General features: G+C 71.7%; 14 protein-coding genes and 2 pseudogenes. 7 read left to right on the top strand and 9 right to left on the bottom strand.

Annotated features, from left to right (window positions below):
- Positions 1-79: 79 nt before the first annotated feature.
- Together OHA98_RS31085 and OHA98_RS31080 are read right to left on the bottom strand one after the other, a co-directional pair.
- On the bottom strand, positions 80-1,408 hold the full coding sequence (locus OHA98_RS31085) for a carboxyl transferase domain-containing protein (RefSeq protein WP_266930431.1): 1,329 nt from the start codon (positions 1,406-1,408) through the stop codon (positions 80-82).
- Between the two features lie 37 nt (positions 1,409-1,445).
- Positions 1,446-2,951 carry an acyl-CoA synthetase gene (locus OHA98_RS31080; RefSeq protein WP_266930429.1) on the bottom strand — a complete coding sequence of 502 codons (1,506 nt, stop codon included), beginning with the start codon at positions 2,949-2,951 and terminating at the stop codon, positions 1,446-1,448.
- A 160-nt stretch (positions 2,952-3,111) separates the two neighbouring features.
- On the opposite strand from OHA98_RS31080, the pseudogene OHA98_RS31075 reads away from it, so the two are divergent.
- Positions 3,112-3,312 (top strand): annotated as a pseudogene (locus OHA98_RS31075) (ThuA domain-containing protein); the annotation flags it as partial.
- Between the two features lie 141 nt (positions 3,313-3,453).
- Here OHA98_RS31075 and OHA98_RS31070 read toward each other — a convergent pair.
- On the bottom strand, positions 3,454-4,665 hold the full coding sequence (locus OHA98_RS31070) for a NarK/NasA family nitrate transporter (protein WP_266930427.1): 1,212 nt from the start codon (positions 4,663-4,665) through the stop codon (positions 3,454-3,456).
- Positions 4,666-4,863: 198 nt separating this feature from the next.
- On the opposite strand from OHA98_RS31070, the gene OHA98_RS31065 reads away from it, so the two are divergent.
- Positions 4,864-5,295: an Lrp/AsnC family transcriptional regulator gene (locus OHA98_RS31065; protein ID WP_266930425.1), complete on the top strand. Its 432-nt coding sequence runs from the start codon at positions 4,864-4,866 to the stop codon at positions 5,293-5,295.
- A gap of 6 nt (positions 5,296-5,301) precedes the next feature.
- Here the strand turns inward: OHA98_RS31065 and OHA98_RS31060 are convergent, their stop codons facing one another.
- The 3 genes from OHA98_RS31060 to OHA98_RS31050 form a co-directional block, all read right to left on the bottom strand.
- On the bottom strand, positions 5,302-6,822 hold the full coding sequence (locus tag OHA98_RS31060; RefSeq protein ID WP_266930424.1) for a GAF domain-containing protein: 1,521 nt from the start codon (positions 6,820-6,822) through the stop codon (positions 5,302-5,304).
- A 230-nt stretch (positions 6,823-7,052) separates the two neighbouring features.
- On the bottom strand, positions 7,053-8,090 hold the full coding sequence (locus OHA98_RS31055; protein ID WP_266930422.1) for a rod shape-determining protein: 1,038 nt from the start codon (positions 8,088-8,090) through the stop codon (positions 7,053-7,055).
- Between the two features lie 222 nt (positions 8,091-8,312).
- Complete coding sequence (locus tag OHA98_RS31050; RefSeq protein WP_266930420.1) at positions 8,313-8,750, bottom strand: MarR family winged helix-turn-helix transcriptional regulator; 438 nt, start codon at positions 8,748-8,750, stop codon at positions 8,313-8,315.
- A gap of 137 nt (positions 8,751-8,887) precedes the next feature.
- Here OHA98_RS31050 and OHA98_RS31045 point away from each other — a divergent pair, with 137 nt between their 5' ends.
- From OHA98_RS31045 to OHA98_RS31030, 4 genes are all read left to right on the top strand, one after another.
- Entirely contained in the window at positions 8,888-9,907 is a 1,020-nt protein-coding gene (locus tag OHA98_RS31045) for an NADP-dependent oxidoreductase (RefSeq protein WP_266930418.1), read from the top strand.
- 177 nt (positions 9,908-10,084) lie between these two features.
- Entirely contained in the window at positions 10,085-10,513 is a 429-nt protein-coding gene (locus OHA98_RS31040; RefSeq protein WP_266930416.1) for an organic hydroperoxide resistance protein, read from the top strand.
- A gap of 81 nt (positions 10,514-10,594) precedes the next feature.
- A complete protein-coding gene (locus OHA98_RS31035; RefSeq protein WP_266930414.1) occupies positions 10,595-11,425 on the top strand; it encodes an EI24 domain-containing protein in 831 nt (276 codons plus the stop codon).
- Positions 11,426-11,440: 15 nt separating this feature from the next.
- Positions 11,441-12,049 (top strand): LysE family translocator, encoded by a 609-nt coding sequence (locus OHA98_RS31030; RefSeq protein WP_266930413.1) that lies wholly within the window; start codon positions 11,441-11,443, stop codon positions 12,047-12,049.
- A 33-nt stretch (positions 12,050-12,082) separates the two neighbouring features.
- Here OHA98_RS31030 and OHA98_RS31025 read toward each other — a convergent pair whose 3' ends face one another.
- A complete protein-coding gene (locus OHA98_RS31025; protein ID WP_266930411.1) occupies positions 12,083-14,065 on the bottom strand; it encodes an FAD-dependent oxidoreductase in 1,983 nt (660 codons plus the stop codon).
- A 496-nt stretch (positions 14,066-14,561) separates the two neighbouring features.
- On the opposite strand from OHA98_RS31025, the pseudogene OHA98_RS31020 reads away from it, so the two are divergent.
- Positions 14,562-15,777, top strand: a pseudogene (locus OHA98_RS31020) (IS110 family transposase).
- A gap of 76 nt (positions 15,778-15,853) precedes the next feature.
- Here OHA98_RS31020 and OHA98_RS31015 read toward each other — a convergent pair.
- Both OHA98_RS31015 and OHA98_RS31010 read right to left on the bottom strand, forming a co-directional pair.
- Positions 15,854-16,885, bottom strand: coding sequence for an aldose epimerase family protein (locus OHA98_RS31015; RefSeq protein WP_266930409.1), 1,032 nt, complete (start codon positions 16,883-16,885; stop codon positions 15,854-15,856).
- A gap of 11 nt (positions 16,886-16,896) precedes the next feature.
- Positions 16,897-17,820 (bottom strand): SGNH/GDSL hydrolase family protein, encoded by a 924-nt coding sequence (locus OHA98_RS31010; RefSeq protein ID WP_266930407.1) that lies wholly within the window; start codon positions 17,818-17,820, stop codon positions 16,897-16,899.
- Positions 17,821-18,147: the final 327 nt, after the last annotated feature.

Here is an 18,147-nt window from a genome sequence, read left to right as displayed (position 1 = left end):
AAGTGGATGGAGAGGGGAGGGGAGGTAGGGAGAGGAAGTGGGTTCCCGGCCGTCCCCCGGTCCTTCCCCTACCCCGTCGTCACGCCCTCCCCTCACCCACGATCGAGCGGGCAATGCCCAGTTCGACCAGGTCCTGGGGGCGCAGCCTCAGCTGGTCCGCCGTGGCGCCGGTCTCGGCCGTCGGGCGTTTCAGGATCGCCGCCGCCAGCTCCGGGGCGATGACGGAGAAGTAACTGTCTGCGGTGACATGGGTGTTGTCCGGTGCCGCGAGGGCCAGTGCGCCGCCCGAGCCGCCCTCGCCGATGACCAGGGTGGTCACCGGTACCCGGGCCGCCGCGATCGCCGCGAAGGTGTCGGCGATGGCCGCGCCCGCGCCCGCCCGTTCCGCCTCCGCGTCGTTCGCGGCTCCCGGGGTGTCGATCAGGGTGAGTACGGGTACGCCGAGCCGGTCCGCGAGCCGGATCACCCGGGCCGCCGTGCGGTACCCGGCCGGGCGGGTCGCGGTGCCGCACTGGGCGACGTACGCCACCGGCCCGTCCTCGCGCAGGCCGAATCCGCACAGCAGCCCCGCGTCCGTGCCGCCGCACCGGTCACCGCTCAGCGGCAGCAACTGGTCGAAGTAATCGTCCAGATACGCCTGGGCGTGCGGCCGGCCCGGTGCGCGGGCCTGCTCCACCGCGGCCCGTCCGGTCTCCGGGAGGCCGGTGGCCGAGAGGGCGCGCGGCAGCGGCGCGGCCGACAGGTCCTCGTGCCGGCCGAGCGCGAGCAGCCAGCGGCCCACGGTCCCGGCCAGCTCGCCCGGCGCGACGACCGCGTCGATCTGCCCCGCCGCCAGCTGGCCCTCGGCGCTGTACGCGTACGGGTCCGCGCCGGAGGGCCGCACCCGGGACCCGGCGAACCCGACCTGCGCACCAGGCAGGGCCAGCACCACATCGGCGCCCGCCCCCACCGTGGCCCAGCCGCCGCCGGTCGTCGGATCGCGCAGCACCGCGATCTGCGCCAGTCCGGCGGCACGCAGCCGGGCCGAGGCGCGGGCCACCCGCTGGAGCTGGGTCAGCGCGATCATGCCCTCCTGCATCCGGCTGCCGCCCGTGGCGACGAGCGAGACGAGCGGAACGCGCCGCTCCAGCGCCAGTGTGTACGCGGCCTCCAGCCGGTCGCCGGTGGACTGCCCCAGCGAACCTCCCAGGAAGCCGAACTCGAAGGAGATCAGCGCGCAGGGCGTCCCGCCGACCGCCCCGGTGCCGTACACGACGGACTCCTCCTCGCCGGTCCGTGCGGCGGCGCGGGCCCGTGCCTGCCCGTACCCGGACCAGCCGAGCGGCCCGTCGGCCGGGGCGGGGCGTTCGGCCGGCCGGTGCTCGTCGAAGCCGGCGGTGAGGGCGGCGATCGCCTCACGGGCGGTCATGCGGCCAGGGGCGTTCGCCTGGTCCGAACGGGGTTCCCTAGGCATGGAGGGACCTCTTCATGATCTTTCCCAGGTCATTGCGGGGCAGGGCGTCCAGGTAGCGCACGGTGCGCGGGCGCTTGTGCGGGGCCAGCTGGGCGGCCACATGGTCCGCCAGTTCCCGTTCCGCCGGGGGGGATCCGGGGTCGGACGGCACGACCCAGGCGACGATCCGCTCACCGAGGTCCGGGTCGGGTTCGCCGGTGACGGCTGCCTCGCGGACTCCCGGGTGCTCCAGCAGGGCGTTCTCGATCTCGCCCGCGCCGATCTTGTAGCCGCCGCTCTTGATCAGGTCGGTGCCCTTGCGGCCGACGATCCGGACATAGCCGTCCGGGTCCCGGGTGGCCACGTCGCCCGTACGGAACCAGCCGTCCGGGGTGTGCGCGGCGGCCGTGGCGTCGGGGCGGTTGAGGTAGCCGCTGAAGAGGTTCGGGCCGCGGACCTGGATCTCGCCGATGGCCGCGGGGGCCTCCAGTACGCTGCCGTCCTCCTCGACCAGGCGGAGTTCCACGCCGGACAGGGGCGGGCCGACCGTGCCGGGGCGGGGTTCACCGTCCGCCCGGACGCCCGTGTTCATCAGGGTCTCCGTCATGCCGTACCGCTCGATCACCCGGCGGCCGGTCGCGGCCGCGATCCGCTCGTGGTCGTGGACCGGCAGCGCCGCCGAGCCGGAGACCAGCAGCCGGGCGCCGGCGAGTGCCGCGGCGAGGCCGTCGGAGGAGGTCCGGTCGTCGAGGGCTTCCGCGAGCCGGTGGTACATCGTCGGCACGCCGAACAGCATCGTGCCCCCGTCGGACAGTTCCCGGGCCACACCCTCGGTGGAGAACCGGCCCAGGTGGCGCACCGAACCGCCCCGGCGCAGCGGGCCGAGGACGCCCAGGATCAGGCCGTGCACATGGAACAGCGGCAGGGCGTGTACGAGGACGTCGTCGCCGGTCCATCGCCAGGCGTCCTCCAGGGCGTCCAGCGAGGCGGCGATCGCCCGCCGGGGCAGGACCGCGCCCTTGGGCGGGCCGGTGGTGCCGGAGGTGTAGACGATGAGCGCCGGGGACTCGGGATCGGGCTCGGGCTCGGGGAGAGCGGACTCGGGCTCGGGGGACCCGGGCGCGGCCTCGGGGAGCGCGGGGCCCGCCGCTTCCCCGTCGGCGGCCACGTCCAGCCGCTCCAGATCCGCCAGTGCGGGCGGCAGTTCCTCCGCGGGACCGGCCAGCACCGCCGAGGGCGCGCTGTCGGCGACGATGTGCGCCAGTTCCCGTTCGCCCGTCTTCGGGTTGAGCGGTACGGCCGGTACCCCGGCCAGTAGCGCGGCCACCACCGCGACCACCGTTTCCGGCGTCGGCGTGGCCCAGACGGCGACCCGTCCCGCGCCCGCGAGCCGGGTGGCCAGGGAACGGGCGGCGGCGGCCAACTGTGCGTAGGTCAGGGAGCGTTCGCCGAACCGGACCGCCTCCCGGGAGGCCGCGGGGCCGGCGGGGTCCTGAAGCGCTGGCAGAAGTGGGATCACCCTGCGAAGCCTAAGCCGGTGAAGGGCTTCCGGTCCTCGGTCGGCCCCGAAAGGCTCGCGAACCGCCGGGAGGACGCCGGGAAGGCGCCGGACGGACCGCCGGGCGAACCGCCGGGAGGTCGCCGGGCAGATGGCTGCACGGGGCATCCGGCGGAGATAGAGCCACCCGGCGATCCAGTAGGCGAAGGTCGTCACCGAGGACCACGCCCACCCGGCGACCTCGCACCTCGACGACAACTGGACCCGGACCGACGAGTGGTACAACTACCGCACCCATCCGCGCCGGAACGTCCGGGTACTGCAGAGCCTCGACGAAAGCAGCTACACCGGGGGCGAGATGGGCGGCGACCACCCCATCACCCATGCGGTGGATCGAGCGGTCCGGCGCCCCGCCGCCGAGACGGCCCACCTCGACCGGACGGCCCACTGGGTGGAGCAGTTCACCCAGTGGCGGGCGCCGGCTCCCTCCGCGCCGCCGCTCGACGCTCCGCGGAGCGCGGTCTCAGCCTTCGCGCTGGATGTTCCGCATCCGGCCGTACGCGTACACACAGCCCGCCAGCGCCAGATCCGACAGCAGCATGAACCCGATCGAGTACGAATCCTTGGCGGTGAAGATCGCCCCCATCACCAGCGGGGGAACGAAGCCGCCGAGGCCGCCCATCGCGCCGACGATGCCGGTGACACTGCCCACCTTCGGCTGCGGTGTCACCTGCGAGACCAGGGCGAAGATACTGCCGCTCGCGGTGCCGAGCCCGGCCGCCATGACGAGCAGCGCGATCGTGCCTACCGGGTTCAGGTCCGGGTCGAAGGCCTGGACGATCGCCATCAGCGCGGCGACCAGCAACGCCACCGAGGTGACCAGCGCCGGGTGGATCCGGTCCGAGAGCCAGCCGCCGATCGGCCGGAAGATCACCGTGACGAGGGCGAACCCGGCCGCCTTGGTGCCCGCCTCGGTCGGCGACATGTCGTACCAGGTCTTCAGATACGTCGGCAGGTACACCCCGAAGGCCACGATGCCGCCGAAGCCGATCGCGTACAGCGCCGACAGCTCCCAGGTGACCCGCAGCCGGCCGGCCTGGCCGAGGCGGTGGACCAGCGAGTCGGTGGGGATCTGCCGGTCGGGCCGGTCGCTGACGAGGACCGCGGCGAGAATCGCGTACACGACCAGCGCCCCCGCGACCACGAGGAACGGCAGGTTGTCGCCGTGCTTGGCGATGCGCGGGGTGAAGTAGCCCGACAGCGCCACGCCGCCCATGCCCATGCCGAAGATACCCAGCGCGAGGCCCCGTTCGGCCGGCGGGAACCACGAGTTGACCAGCGGAATGCCGATCGCGAACGTGGTGCCGCCCAGTCCCAGCAGGAAGCCGACCGCGAGCATCGCACCGTAGGAGTCCTTCGCCGGGATCAGCAGCAGGACGGGCACGATCGTGAGCGCCGAGACGACGGGGAACATCAGCTTGGCGCCGTACTTGTCGGTGAGCGCGCCCACCGGGATACGGCCGAGCGAACCGACGATCACCGGCACGGCGACCAGGAACGACTGCTGGAACGAGCTGAGCCCGAGCCGTTCCTTGTAGTCGCCGGACATCGGCGCGATCAGGTTCCACGCCCAGAAGGTCAGCGCGAACCCGATCGTGGCCATGATGAGGTTGCGGTACGCGGCGGCGGACTGCCGGGCGGCCGGTTGGGGGGACTGCTTGACAGCGGTATCCACAGGCCAAGTCAAGGGCGGGCCGGCGCCCCGGGCCCGCTGGGGTGCTCCATGCGAGGCACTCGCCCCATCGGGCACCCCAATGGCCCCACGTCCGCAGGTGTTCCTGATCCGTGCCCCGCAACGCCCCCACCGGCATCGACAGCCCGGCGAGCCCCGCGAGCCCCGTCGCGATCCGGTGCCGACTGCGACAATCGCGCTATGGACCGGCTGGACAGGGAAATCCTCGGCATCCTCCAGGAGGACGCGCGGATCTCGTACCGAGATCTGGGCGTACGCGTCGGGCTCAGCGCCAACGCCGCGGGCGACCGGGTGCGCCGCATGCGCCGCGACGGGGTCATCCGCGGCTTCACCGTCATCGTCGACCCGGCCGCCGACACGCGTTCGGGCCTGGTCGTCTTCATCGACGTGAGCCTGCGCCTCGACACGACGAACGAGGAGTTCGAGCGTGCCGTACTGATGCTGCCCGGCATCACCGAGGTGGTGCATGTGACGGGCGGGCACGACTATCTGGTACGGGCCACCGCCGCCGATCCCGGGGCCCTGGACACACTGCTGCGGCGGCTCAAGAAGGACGCGGGCATCGCCCACTCCAACACCAGGATCGCGCTCAGGGCGGCGCCCTCCGGGTGAGCGGACTCAGAGTGGCGCCTGCCAGGTGACCGTCGTCGACCGGCCGCCGTTCTCGTCACGCCCGTCGTCCGCGACCACCAGCCGTACCGCGCCGCGTCCGTCGGGCAGCCTGGCGGTCGCGTCCACCTCCACCTCGATGGCCGACACCCCGCTCCGGCGGTGCGCGGACGCCAGCGCGCCCCGCAGGGCGGCCAGCAGCTCCCGGTCGGCGGGCTCGCCGACCAACGCGTCCACCGGGCCGGTGAAGTGCACCGAGGGCTGGAAGCCGAGCACGGCCGCCGCGCCGCCGGTCTCCCGAAGCACCCGCCCCCGGAAAGTCGCCGGGGCCTCGGCGGGCGGCTGCTGAAGCGCGAAGATGGCCGTCCGGACCTCCTGGATGGTGGAGTCCAGCTCATCGACGGCCTGGCCCAGCAGCTCGCCGGTCTCCTCCGAAGCGGCCCGGCGGCGGGTGGACTCCAGCATCATCTCGGTCGCGAAGAGCCGCTGGACGACCAGATCGTGCAGGTCCCGGGCGATCCGGTCGCGGTCCTCGTACACCGCGAGCTGCTCCCGGTCGTGCTGGGCGTCCGCCATGACCAGGGCCAGCGCCGCCTGTGAGGCGAACTGCGAGGCCAGCAGCCGGTCCACGGCCGTGTACGGGCTCTCGCCGCGCCGCCGGGGCAGCGCCAGCGTGCCGATCAGCCGGCCACCGCTCTGCAGCGGCAGCATCATGCTGGGCCCGAACCGGGACCGTACGTCGGTGGTCATCCGGGGGTCGGTCGCCGAGTCGCTGATGAAGACCGGTTCGCCGCCCAGCAGTTGCACCAGGACGGGGGAGCCGGGGGCGATGGTCGTGCCGACGATGCCCGCCGGGTCGTCCAGCGTGGAGGCGGTCACGATCTCCATCCCGCCCTCGTCGGTCGGCTGGAGGATCACTCCGGCGGACGCTCCGGCGAGCACCCGGGCCCGTTCGGCGACGATCATCAGGGAGTCGGCCGCGTTCGTGCCGGTCAGCAGCGCCGTGGTGACGGCCGCGGCCCCCTCGATCCAGCGTTCCCGCTGCCGCGCCGTCTCGTAGAGCCGGGCGTTGCCGATCGCGATCCCGGCCTGGGAGGCGAGGACCCGCAGCAGCGCCGTGTCCGTGTCGGTGAAGTGCCCGGAGCGCTTCTCGGTGAGATAGAGGTTGCCGAAGACCTCGGCGTGCACCCGGATCGGGGCACCGAGGAAGGAGCGCATCGGGGGGTGCCCCGGCGGCAAGCCGGCCGCCCGCGGATCGGTGGTCAGGTCGTCGGAGCGCAGCGGCTGCGGATCCTCGATGAGCACGCCGAGGATGCCCGTGCGGCCGTCGGGGAACCGGTCGATGTGCCGCCGTTCCTCGTCGGTCATCCCGGAGGTGAACAGCTCGGTGATCGTGCCCTCTTCGGGGTCCAGGACACCGAGCGCGCCGTAGCGCGCCTCGGTCAGCACGGTGGCGGTGTCCACGATCTGCTGGAGCGTGGCCCGCAGTTCGAGATCGCTGCCGACGCTGAGGACCGCCTCCAGCAGCATCGGCAGCCGGGGCTTCGCGGACCGCCGCGTCGCCGTCCCGGCGCCCGGCCCGGTGGCCCCGGTGGCCCCGGAAGGCTCGGCTGTTCCAGCCGTTCCAGCCGCTCCGGCTCCGGCTGCTCCAGCCTCTCCGGCAGCTCCGGCAGCTCCGGCAGCTCCGGCAGCTCCGGACTCTCCGGACTCTCCGTGCTCTCCGTGCTCTCCGCTCATGTGCGTCGCCCCCCGCAGTGTTCTCAGCCCGCCAGCGGGTTGAGGACCAGTGGACGGATCTTGCCGTCCAGCATGGCGCCCAGGCCGAGCACGGAGCAGACGTCCGGCCGTTCGGCGATGTGCACCGGCATGCCGGTCGCGTCCCGCAGCATCTGGTCCAGTCCGGGCAGCAGCGCGCTGCCGCCCACCATCATGATCCCCCGGTCCGCGAGGTCGGCCACCAGGTCCGGCGGGCAGTTCCGGAGCACCTTGCCGAGGCCGTCGAGCACCGCGGTGAGCGGGGTGTGGATGGCCTGCCGGACGGCCGCGGTGTCGACCTGTACGGAGCGGGCCAGACCGGTGGCCACGTCACGGCCGTGGATCTCGGTGACGGCGGGCCCGTGGGGGGTGAGGCCGTTGCCGCTGAGGGCCAGTTGCAGCGGGCGCACGGACTGGCTCGGCAGCATCAGCTCATGGTGCTGGCGCAGATGCTGGATCACCGCGTGATCGATGGCGTCGCCGCCGATCGGGATGCGGACGGCGGTCACGATCGAGCCGAGCGAGAGGACCGCGATCTGGGTGGTCGCGGCCCCGCACACCATGATCATGGTGGCGGTCGGCTGCTCGACCGGCAGTCCGCAGCCGACGGCCGCCGCGATCAGGGTGTCGACCAGCTCCACCCGCCGGGCGCCGAGCCCGACCAGGGTCTCCACCGCGGCGCGCTGGGCGAGCGGATCGCTGTCGTGCGGGGTGCAGGCGGCGGCGCGCAGCCGGGGCTTGCGGCGCAGTTGGCGGCGGAGCTTCTCGCCGAGCAGGTGGCGCAGCATGCGCTGGGCCATCTCGATGTCGATGACGGTGCCGCCGGAGACGGGGCGGGCCACCCGGATGTACTCGGGGGTGCGGCCGGTCATCTGCTCGGCGAGCGCGCCGACGGCGATGAGCGATCCGGTACGGGTGTTCACGGCGGCGACACTGGGCTCGTCGACGACGAGCCCGAGCCCTTTGACGTACACACGGGTCCTGGCGGCCCCGAGATCGACGGCGACATGGCAACGGCGCAGCTGGTCAAGACTGACGGTCACGGCAGGTTCTCCCGAGAGCGCTGATGTGGGGCACCGGCGGCAGCCGGTTCTCTTCGCATCGTGGCGCCCCCAGGGGCGTGGCGCGCGCTGGGATGAGCCGTTAGAGGGAACGTGACTGACGGGGCGCCAGATGGGCGCCGGGCCGGCCGGGCGGCCCCTACAGGCCCCCGTCCACGCTCGTCCCGACCCCGACCCCGACCCCGACCCCGACCCCGACCCCGCTCATGCCCCGCTCACGTCCTCGCCCAGCATCCGGCGCAGGAGATCCCGCAGCACCCTGCGCTCCGCGTCCGAGAGTCCGGCCAGCGGCTCCCGGGCGAAATGCAGCCCGTCGCGCAGCTCCCGGGCCGTGCGGGCCCCCCTCTCCGTGGGGGCGGCCAGCTTCACGCGCCGGTCGGCGGGATCGGGCCTGCGCTCCACCAGCTCCCGGGCCTCCAGGCGGTCGACGATGCCCGTCACGTTCGACGGCTCGCACTTCAGCTTCTGGGCGATCTTCCGCATGGGCATCGGCTCCAGGGAGAGCAGCCCGAGCACCCGCGCCTGCGCTCCGGTGAGCGAGTGCGTGGCCGCGGCCCGGTCGTACTCCTCGTAGTAGCGCGCCACGACGGTGCCGATGAGCTCGACGACCTCAAGGGTCAGGGGGTCTGTACGGGTGGCCATGGCTCCCAGGGTACCCATTTACTTGACAACATGAAATATCCAGGAGCATGGTTGTTTCATGTCCTGAAGCTTTTTTCCGGGCGGGGGCTTCCCGCCGGTGAGGCATTCCCGTACGACATCGAGGAGACCCCGAGCCCATGTCTGCAGCTCTTCCCACGTCCAGCCGTGAATGGCACCTTGTCGCCCGCCCGCACGGCTGGCCCAAGGCCGAGGACTTCGCGCTGCGTGAGGCCCCGGTCACCGCTCCGGCCGAGGGCCGCGTCCTCGTCCGCAACAAGCACTTCTCGGTCGACCCGTACATGCGGGGCCGGATGAACGACGTGAAGTCGTACACCCCGCCCTTCAAGCTCGACCACCCCATGGACGGCGGCGCGGTCGGCGAGGTCATCGCGTCGAACGCCGAGGGCATCGCCGTCGGTGACCACGTCATGCACGGTCTGGGCTGGCGCGAGTACGCCGAGGTGCCCGCCAAGCACGCCGTGAAGGTCGACCCCGACCTGGCCCCGCTCTCCGCCTACCTCGGTGTGCTCGGCATGACCGGCATGACCGCGTACGCGGGCCTCCTCGATGTCGCCTCCTTCAAGGAGGGCGACGCGGTCTTCGTCTCCGGCGCGGCGGGCGCGGTGGGCAGCCAGGTCGGCCAGATGGCCAGGCTCAAGGGTGCCTCGCGCGTCATCGGGTCGGCCGGTTCCGACGAGAAGGTCCGGGTCCTCGTCGAGGAGTACGGCTTCGACGCCGCGTTCAACTACAAGAACGGCCCGGTCCTCGACCAGCTCAGGGCCGCCGCCCCCGACGGGATCGACGTCTACTTCGACAACGTCGGCGGCGAGCACCTGGAAGCCGCGATCACCACGCTCAACGTGCACGGCCGCGCCACCATCTGCGGAATGATCGCCCAGTACAACGAGACCGAGCCGGTCCCCGGCCCGCGCAACATGGCGCTGATCATCGGCAAGCGGCTGCGGCTCCAGGGCATGCTCGTCAGCGATCACGCCGAGCTCCAGCCCCGGTTCGTCGAGGAGGTCGCCGGCTGGCTGGCCTCGGGCGAGCTCAAGTACAACGAGACCGCCGTCGAGGGCATCGAGAACGGCTTCGACGCCTTCCTCGGCCTGCTGCGCGGCGAGAACACCGGCAAGATGATCGTTTCCCTCGCCTGACCGCCGACGGCTCCCCGACCGGCGCCCGGCTCCCCGACCGGCACCGGGCCCGCCGACCGGCTCCCGGCCGGCTCCCGGCCCGTTCGGCAAACCCGTTGAGCACACCCACTAGTCTCATCCCAGGCCGTCGCGATCGTGGGCGCGAGTCGCGGCGCATCAGCAGGAGGAATCCTCAGCATGACCACGCAGAACATAGCCGTTGCCTACACCGCCGTCGCCACCGCGGAGAACGGCCGTGACGGCCGCGTCTTCTCCGACGACGGCAACCTCGACGTCGTCGTCAACCCGCCGAAGGCCATGGGCGGCAGCGGCGCCGGCACCAACCCGGAGCAGCTCTTCGCCGCCGGATACAGCGCCTGTTTCCAGGGCGCCCTCGGCGTCGTCGCCCGCCAGGAGAAGGCCGACATCTCCGGCTCGACCGTGACCGCCTCGGTCGGCATCGGCAAGAACGAGGACGGCGGCTTCGGCCTGGAGGTCGCGATCACCGCCTCCATCCCGAACGTCGACGCGGCCACCGCCCAGTCGCTCATCGAGAAGGCCCACCAGGTCTGCCCGTACTCGAACGCGACCCGCGGCAACATCAAGGTCGAACTGTCGGTCGCCTGACCGGTACGCCCGGCCGAGGGCCGCACTCCCGCGACGGGGGTGCGGCCCTCGTTCTTGCTGTGCGCAAGTAACCTGACGCCCATGAGTGATCTCGGGGCGGGTTTCGGCTACTTGATGAAGGGGCAGCGCTGGGCTGTCCGGCACGGACGATGGTTCGGATTCGGGCTGCTGCCCGGACTGGTCACCCTCGTCATCTACGCGGGCGCGCTGGTCGGACTCGGCTACGGCGCCGACGACTTCGTCGCCTGGGCCACCCCGTTCGCCGACGACTGGTCCTCGCCCTGGCTGGGCCTGCTGCGCAACACCCTGGTGGTGCTGGTCTTCGTCTTCGGCCTGTTCCTCGCGGTCATCACGTTCACCGCCGTGACACTGCTGGTGGGCCAGCCCTTCTACGAGTCGCTCTCCGAGGAGGTCGACCGCAGCGAGGGCGGCGATGTCCCCGAGTCCGGTCTGCCGCTCTGGCGCGAACTCTGGATCTCCGCCCGCGACTCCCTCCGCATCCTGCTGCGCGTCGCCCTGTACGGAATCGTCCTCTTCGCCCTCGGCTTCATCCCGGTCCTCGGACAGACCGTCGTCCCCGCCATCGGCTTCTGCGTCTCCGGATACTTCCTCTCCGAGGAACTCACCGGCGTGGCCCTCCAGCGCCGCGGCATGGTCCTCAAGGACCGGCTGGTCCTGCTGCGCGGACGCCGGATGATGGTGCTCGGCTTCGGCGTCCCGCTCACGCTCGCGTTCCTGGTCCCGTTCGTCGCCGTGTTCCTGATGCCGGGCGCCGTCGCCGGAGCCACCCTGATGGCCCGCGACCTCGTGGCGCCCGGGGGAACGGACGGGGACGACACCGCGCACGCGAACGCCGCCCCGGCGACGGTGACGCCTCCGGCGCCCCACCCCCACAACGCCCACGGCAGCTGAGCGGGGGCCGCGGCCATGACCGAACTGCTCGCCGTCGCCGTCATCACCGTTCTCGCCGTCATCAGTCCGGGTGCCGATTTCGCGATGGTGGTCCGCAACAGCTATCTGTACGGCCGCACCACCGGACTGTTCGCGGCGGCCGGTGTCGCCGCGGGCGTCCTGGTCCACGTCACGTACACGATGCTCGGCGTCGGACTGCTGATCGCCTCGTCGACGGCCCTGTTCACCGCGATCAAGCTGGCCGGTGCGGCGTATCTCGTCTACATCGGGGTCCGCACGTTCCTCGCCCGGGGCGATCTGGAGGTCGACCTGGAGTCGAAGCCGGAGCTGTCCCGCTTCGGGGCGCTGCGCACCGGCTTCCTCACCAACGCCCTGAACCCCAAGACGACGCTGTTCGTCGTGTCGACCTTCACCCAGGTGGTCGGCCCCGACACGGGGTACTGGCAGCAGGCGGGCTACGGGCTGTTCATGTCGCTCGCGCACTTCGGCTGGTTCGGCCTGGTGGCGGTGTTCTTCTCCCACTCGCAGCTGCGTACGGCGATGCTCCGCCGGCAGAAGGCACTCAACCGGGGCATCGGCTCGGTGCTCGTGGGGCTCGGTGTGACCCTGGGCCTCGCCCGCTGACGGCGGTCTCCTCCCAGGGTTTCCGGGCACCGGTCAGGCGCTGTTGACCTCCAGCGCGGTGCGCACGGCCGACTCCAGCGCCCCCTCGATCCACGCGGGCTTGATCGAGGTGTGGCAGCCCGCGAAGTGCAACGGCCCCTCGGCCGTGCGGACATCGGGGAACAGCTCGGTGTGCTGGCCGGGCAGGAGTACGGACGCCTCGCCGTACGCGTACGGGTCACGCATCCACGACTGGGTGCGGCCCACGCCCGTGTAGAAGACCTCGATGCGCTGCCCGTAGACCTCCTGCATCCCGGCCAGGGCGCGCGGGTAGCGCTCGTCGTCGTCCAGCGAGTCCCACTTCAGGGCGTCGTCGGCCCAGCTGTAGGAGGCGAGGACGACGCCGCCGGGGCTGCGGTCGACGGGGTAGGAGGGCTGGAACATGAAGCGGTTGGGGTTGTCGGTCACCGAGCCGCCGCCGATGACATGGGCCGCCTCGGGCTGGTTGCGGGCGGTGGCCCGGCACGCGGCGTAGTGCACGCGCTGGCCGTCCGGGACATGTCCGGGCGGTACGGCGGGGTGGGCGCCGAGCAGCGAACCGTCGGCGGGCGCGCGGCCGAGCCGGTAGGCGTCGTACAGTCCCGGGCGGACCCGCTCCAGCTGCTTCTTCCAGTCCTTCTCCTCGAACTCCCACCAGCGCATGCTGAATTCGAGGAGCACCTTGGTCGCCGCGTCGTAGTGGATCTCGGTGACGGCCCGCCGCTTGCCGTACGACATGAGCGGCCGCACCGGGATGTGGCGCAGGCCGGAGAACGGCACGGTGATGATCGCCCGGTTGCCGGTGAACGTCTCCCGCACCACCGGCCCGTCGCGTCCCTCCGAGACCGTCTCGACGCTGACCCCGTCCGGTCCATGGCTGATCCGGGTGGCCCGGCGGTCCAGCCGCACCAGGTCCTTCACCCGCCCGTACATCGCGTCGACCAGCTTGGACGTGCCGTCGGGCAGCTCGAAGAACGCCGTGTCCGGGCTGATCAGCGAGGCCCCGATGAAGCTGTGCACAAAGGCGAGATGGAGCCGCGAGGTCATGTTCTCGACCGTGCCGATGAGGTCGATGGTGCGCTCGTCGAGCCTGGCCGCCTCGGTCAGGAAGCGGAACATCGACCAGTGCCCGTACTCGTGGATCACCTCCGCCCAGCCCTTGACCAGGTTCGCGCCGTCCTTGCCGTCGATCTTCTCGCGTACGGGCGCGAAGGCCTCCCGCACGATCTGGGAGGCGGTCCTGTCCTCGAACTTCGCGGGGACCCCGAAGGAGCGGTTGACCGCCTGCGGCTTCTTCGCGTAGTCGGCGCGGCGGACCCGGAGGCCGTTGACGTGGATCCAGGTGCGGTTGGCGGCCCGGCCGTCGCCGTCCACATCGACCAGGTGGAAGCGGCGGCGCTTCAGATCGAAGCTGTCGATCAGGCCGGTGACCAGCGGGTGGCTGTCCGGGATGCGCATCGCCCCGGCCTCGGCGTACTGCTTCGGGTCGGCGAAGGGCGCCTTCGCGTTCTCGTGCCCGCCCGCGCGGAAGGTCTTGATCCGGCCGCCGACCCGGTTGCCGTTCGCCTCGATGACGGTGACCGTGTGCCCGGCCTCGCGCAGCAGATGCGCCGCGGTCAGCCCGGCCGGTCCGGCGCCGATGATCAGCACCTTCTTGGCACCGTTGCGGGACCGGGGCAGGCCCTTGCCCAGCAGGACGTCGCGGTAACGGGGGACCAGCGGCTTGTCGTTCTCGTCCCGCACCAGGATCGCGCGGGCCACGGTGAGACAGTCGGCCCAGTCGGCGCGGGGCGCCGCCGGCGCGGCCGGGGTCGCGGGGGCCGACCCGGTGGCCCCGGCCGGGGCCGCGGCGGCGGGTACGGCGCTCGTGGAGGTCGCGGCGAGGGCCGCGGCCCCGGCGGCCGCTCCGGCGACCACCCGGCGCCGAGAGGGCTTCTCCGGGGAGGAGTTGGGGGAGGAGGAGCCGGAAGTGGGGGAATCGGTAAAGGAGTTACGCATACGGTTCACCCTGGCGTCCCCGCACTGCGCCCGCGCACGAAAACGCGCCCTACCCGCTGTAAATCACCCGCAGGGGATCCTCGTCGATCTTTCTTGCTATGGCATGAGCCCTGGTCAACCCATCCGCCGAGGCGCATACCGGGGGGCGTCGCACCGTGATCCCGTGGACGCGCGCCGCGCGCACGGCGCGGCGCACCAGAGCCCGTTCGCCCCCCGCGCCCGGGTCAGCCCCCCCCGTTATGTTTTTCGCGGTCCTGCAATGGGGCCGCTGGCCTCCGGGCCCGGTATGACTGTGTCCCCTCTGTCGAACGGATGACCTGGGGGGTGGTGTCGCCGGGCCTGGGGGTGCCGTCGGAGACGCTGATGAGAGACCCGGCCACCGCCCGGTCCGGCGCAATGCCGGGCAGAGACGTGGGCGGCAGGTCTGCATAACGTGGATGCGCGAGCACGGTGCCACTGCCGAGGCCGGCACGGTCAACGACCTGGAGAGGGTGCGATGTTCGACACCGAAGGCGTGGGCGTCTTCCTCGGGATGGACGTCGGCAAGACCGCCCATCACGGTCACGGGCTCACCCCAGCCGGGAAGAAGGTCTTCGACAAGCCGATGCCCAACAGCGAACCCAAGCTGCGGGCCGTCTTCGACAAGCTCAAAGCCAAGTTCGGCACTGTGCTGGTGATCGTGGACCAGCCCGCGTCCATCGGTGCCCTGCCGCTGACCGTCGCCCGCGACGCGGGCTGCGAGGTCGCTTACCTGCCCGGACTCGCGATGCGCCGAATCGCTGATCTGTATCCGGGCGAGGCGAAAACGGACGCGAAGGACGCGGCGGTGATCGCGGACGCGGCCCGGACGATGCCTCACACCCTGCGTTCGCTTGAGCTGACCGACGAGATCACCGCCGAGCTCACGGTCCTGACCGGTTTCGACCAGGACCTCGCAGCCGAGGCCACCCGGACCTCCAACCGGATACGCGGCCTGCTCACCCAGTTCCACCCCAGCCTCGAGCGCGTGCTGGGGCCCCGGTTGGACCACCGGGCCGTCACCTGGCTGCTGGAACGCCACGGATCTCCGGCCGCCCTGCGGAAAGCAGGCCGCCGCAGACTCGTCGAGCTGATCCGGCCCAAGGCCCCGCGGATGGCGCAGAGGCTGATCGACGAGGTCTTCGACGCTCTCGACGAGCAGACCGTCGTTGTTCCCGGCACGGGCACCCTCGACATCGTGATCCCGTCGCTGGCCGCCTCGCTCGCCGCGGTCCATGACCAGCGCCGGGCACTGGAAGCCCAGATCAGCACCCTGCTGGAGGCCCACCCTCTTCATCCGGTCCTGACCTCGATGCCCGGAGTCGGAGTCAGGACCGCCGCCGTCCTTCTGGTCACCGTCGGCGACGGCACCGGCTTCCCCAGCGCCGCCCAACCTCGCCTCTTACGCCGGCCTCGCCCCGACGACAAAATCGTCGGGGACCTCGATCCACGGCGAACACGCACCCAGAGGCGGAAACCGGCAGCTCAAACGCGCCATGTTCCTCTCCGCATTCGCCTGCATGAACGCCGACCCGGCCTCGCGCACCTACTACGACCGGCAACGCGCCCGCGGCAAAACCCACACCCAAGCCCTCCTCCGCCTCGCCCGTCAACGCATCAGTGTCCTCTTCGCCATGCTCCGGGACGGCACCTTCTACGAGTCTCGAACCCCCACCGTCACCCTCGCCGCATAACCATCCCAAACAGCCTCATACCCGGCGCCACATCCTTGACGAACGACATAGAGACACCCCCCCCCCCGCGCCCGGGTCAGCGCGCCGAGAACCCGTACACGGTGCTCGACACGAACTCCTCGCCCGGCCGGAGCACCGTGCTCGGGAACTCCGGACGGTTCGGGGAGTCCGGGAAGTGCTGGGTCTCCAGCGCGATCCCGGCGCACGGCCCGAACGGCTGACCGTCGAAGTGGTCGGCGGTGTACAGCTGGAGCCCCGGCTCCGTCGTGCGGACGGTCAGCACCCGCCCCGACCACGCGTCGTACAGCTCCGCCGCGAAGGCCTCCCCTGCGGGAGCCTCCCCGGCGAAGGTCTTCGCCGGGGCCCGGTCCAGCACGAAGTTGTGGTCGTACCCCGCGCCCACCACCCGCGTCCGGCGGAAGTCGAACCGGGTCCCCGCCACCGGCGCGAGTTCGCCCGTCGGCACCGCCTCACCGTCCACCGGGGTGATGTGCCCGGCCGCGATCCGCAGCTGCTGCCCGAGCGCGCTGCCGCTGTCGGCGCCCGCCAGATTCCAGTAGGTGTGGCTCGTGAGGTTCAGCACCGTCGGGGCGTCGGTCGTCGCCCGGTACCCGATCCGCAGTGCCCCGCCCTCGTCCAGGCTGTACGTCACCGAGAGCGCGAGCCGCCCGGGAAAGCCCTCCTCGCCGTCCTCGGCGACCAAGGAGAGCTCCACCCCGTCCGGGACCTCCCTGGCCCGCCACACACGCTTGTCGAAGCCGCGCGTGCCGCCGTGCACATGGTTGCGGCCCTCGTTGCGCGTCACCCGGTGCGCCGTGCCGTCCAGGACGAACCCGGCGCCCGCGATCCGGTTCGCGTACCGCCCGACCAGCGCCCCGAGATACGGCCCCGGGAACTTCTCGTACGATGCGACGTCCGGCAGCCCGAGCGCCACCCCGGTCCGGGTGCCGTCCCGGCCCGGCACCTCGACCGACTGCACGATCGCGCCGTAGGTCAGCACGCGCACCCGCGTCCCGTCCCGCTCCAGGGTCCAGCGCCGGACATCGGTGCCGTCCGCGAGCGCGCCGAAGTCTTCCGTCCGTATGGCCGTGGGCCTGCCCGTCGTCATGATCCCGGACCCTACGCCGGAGGCTCGCCGGCCGTAACGTTGCGGTAGGCGATTTCTGCCAGCCTGGCCTGTCCGTCCCGTCCCGGGTGGAACCAGTCCCACTGGCTGAGCTGCTCACCGGTGAACCGGTAGTCGAAGACCGCCCCGCCGTCGTACCGGCAGCGCCGGTCCTTCGCGCAGACGTCGCGCAGCACGTCGTTGTACGCGACCACCCGGTCCTGCACCGCGTCCCGCCGGGCCACGTCCGCCGCGTCCATGCTGTCCGCGTCGCCCAGCATCGACTTGCAGATCCCGAGCTTCCAGATCTGCTTGCCGAGCTCGTTGGTCCGCCCGGTGGACCACAGCCGCTTGAGATCCGGCACGCTCGACACATACACCTGCGCCTTCGGCGCCGTGGCGCGCAGCTGACGCATCGACGCCTCGAACGACGCCCGGAAGTCCGCCACCGGGGTCATGACCGCGGCCGAGTCCCGGCAGGCGTCGTTGGCGCCGATCATCACGGTCACCAGCTCCGGCTTCTCCTTCGCCGCCAGCGCCATCTGCTCGGGCAACTGGGCGATCCGGGCCCCCGACACCGCGTGGTTCCAGCTGCTCGCGGCGGCCTTCGATGCGCCGAGCAGCCGCACCGCGAGACTGCGCACCCCGTCGTCCGTGCCGGTCGCCCAGGACACCTCGGGGCAGTCGGCCAGCACCGAACAGGCGTCGAAACCCCGCGTGATGGAGTCACCCACGGCCGCGACGGACGCCGGACGGCGATTCCAGTCAGGGGTGGGGGAGGGAGAGGGAGAGCCCGCGCGCGACGCGGCCGGTGTGTTTTTCGCGGTCTGATCCGGGCCACTGGTGCAGCCGGCCAGCGCGACGGCACCGAGCAACGACGCCGCCGTCAACATGACGGCCGCAGTACGCGAACGAGGGCGTATCGCACGCTCCGGCATCCCTGGTCCTCTCGGGTCATCCATTGGTTTATGCCTCTGGTCAAGCCCCCCGGCAAAGCCCGCAGCCCCAGGTCACGGGCGTGCGCGCCCTGCCGGGTGAAAGCTTGGTGATTCATGGGCCCCGGACCGACGGTACGTCACACGTCCGGCCCCGGCGCACGGTAGCTTTTCCCCGTCGAACCAGTGACGCCCAGTCCACCCGCGTACGCGTGGGGGGCTCCGGCAATTACCTCACGTCACATACTGTCCCTTTTCAGGAGATTAACTCCCGATGCTGTTTACTGATGACAACCTCGGTAACTGGCCGAAAAGAGACGGTACGGGTAT

The sequence above is a fragment of the Streptomyces sp. NBC_00654 genome (assembly GCF_026341775.1).
Lineage (GTDB): Bacteria > Actinomycetota > Actinomycetes > Streptomycetales > Streptomycetaceae > Streptomyces.
Note: the sequence above shows the minus strand (reverse complement) of the source record. Positions and strands in the feature narration are given on the sequence as shown.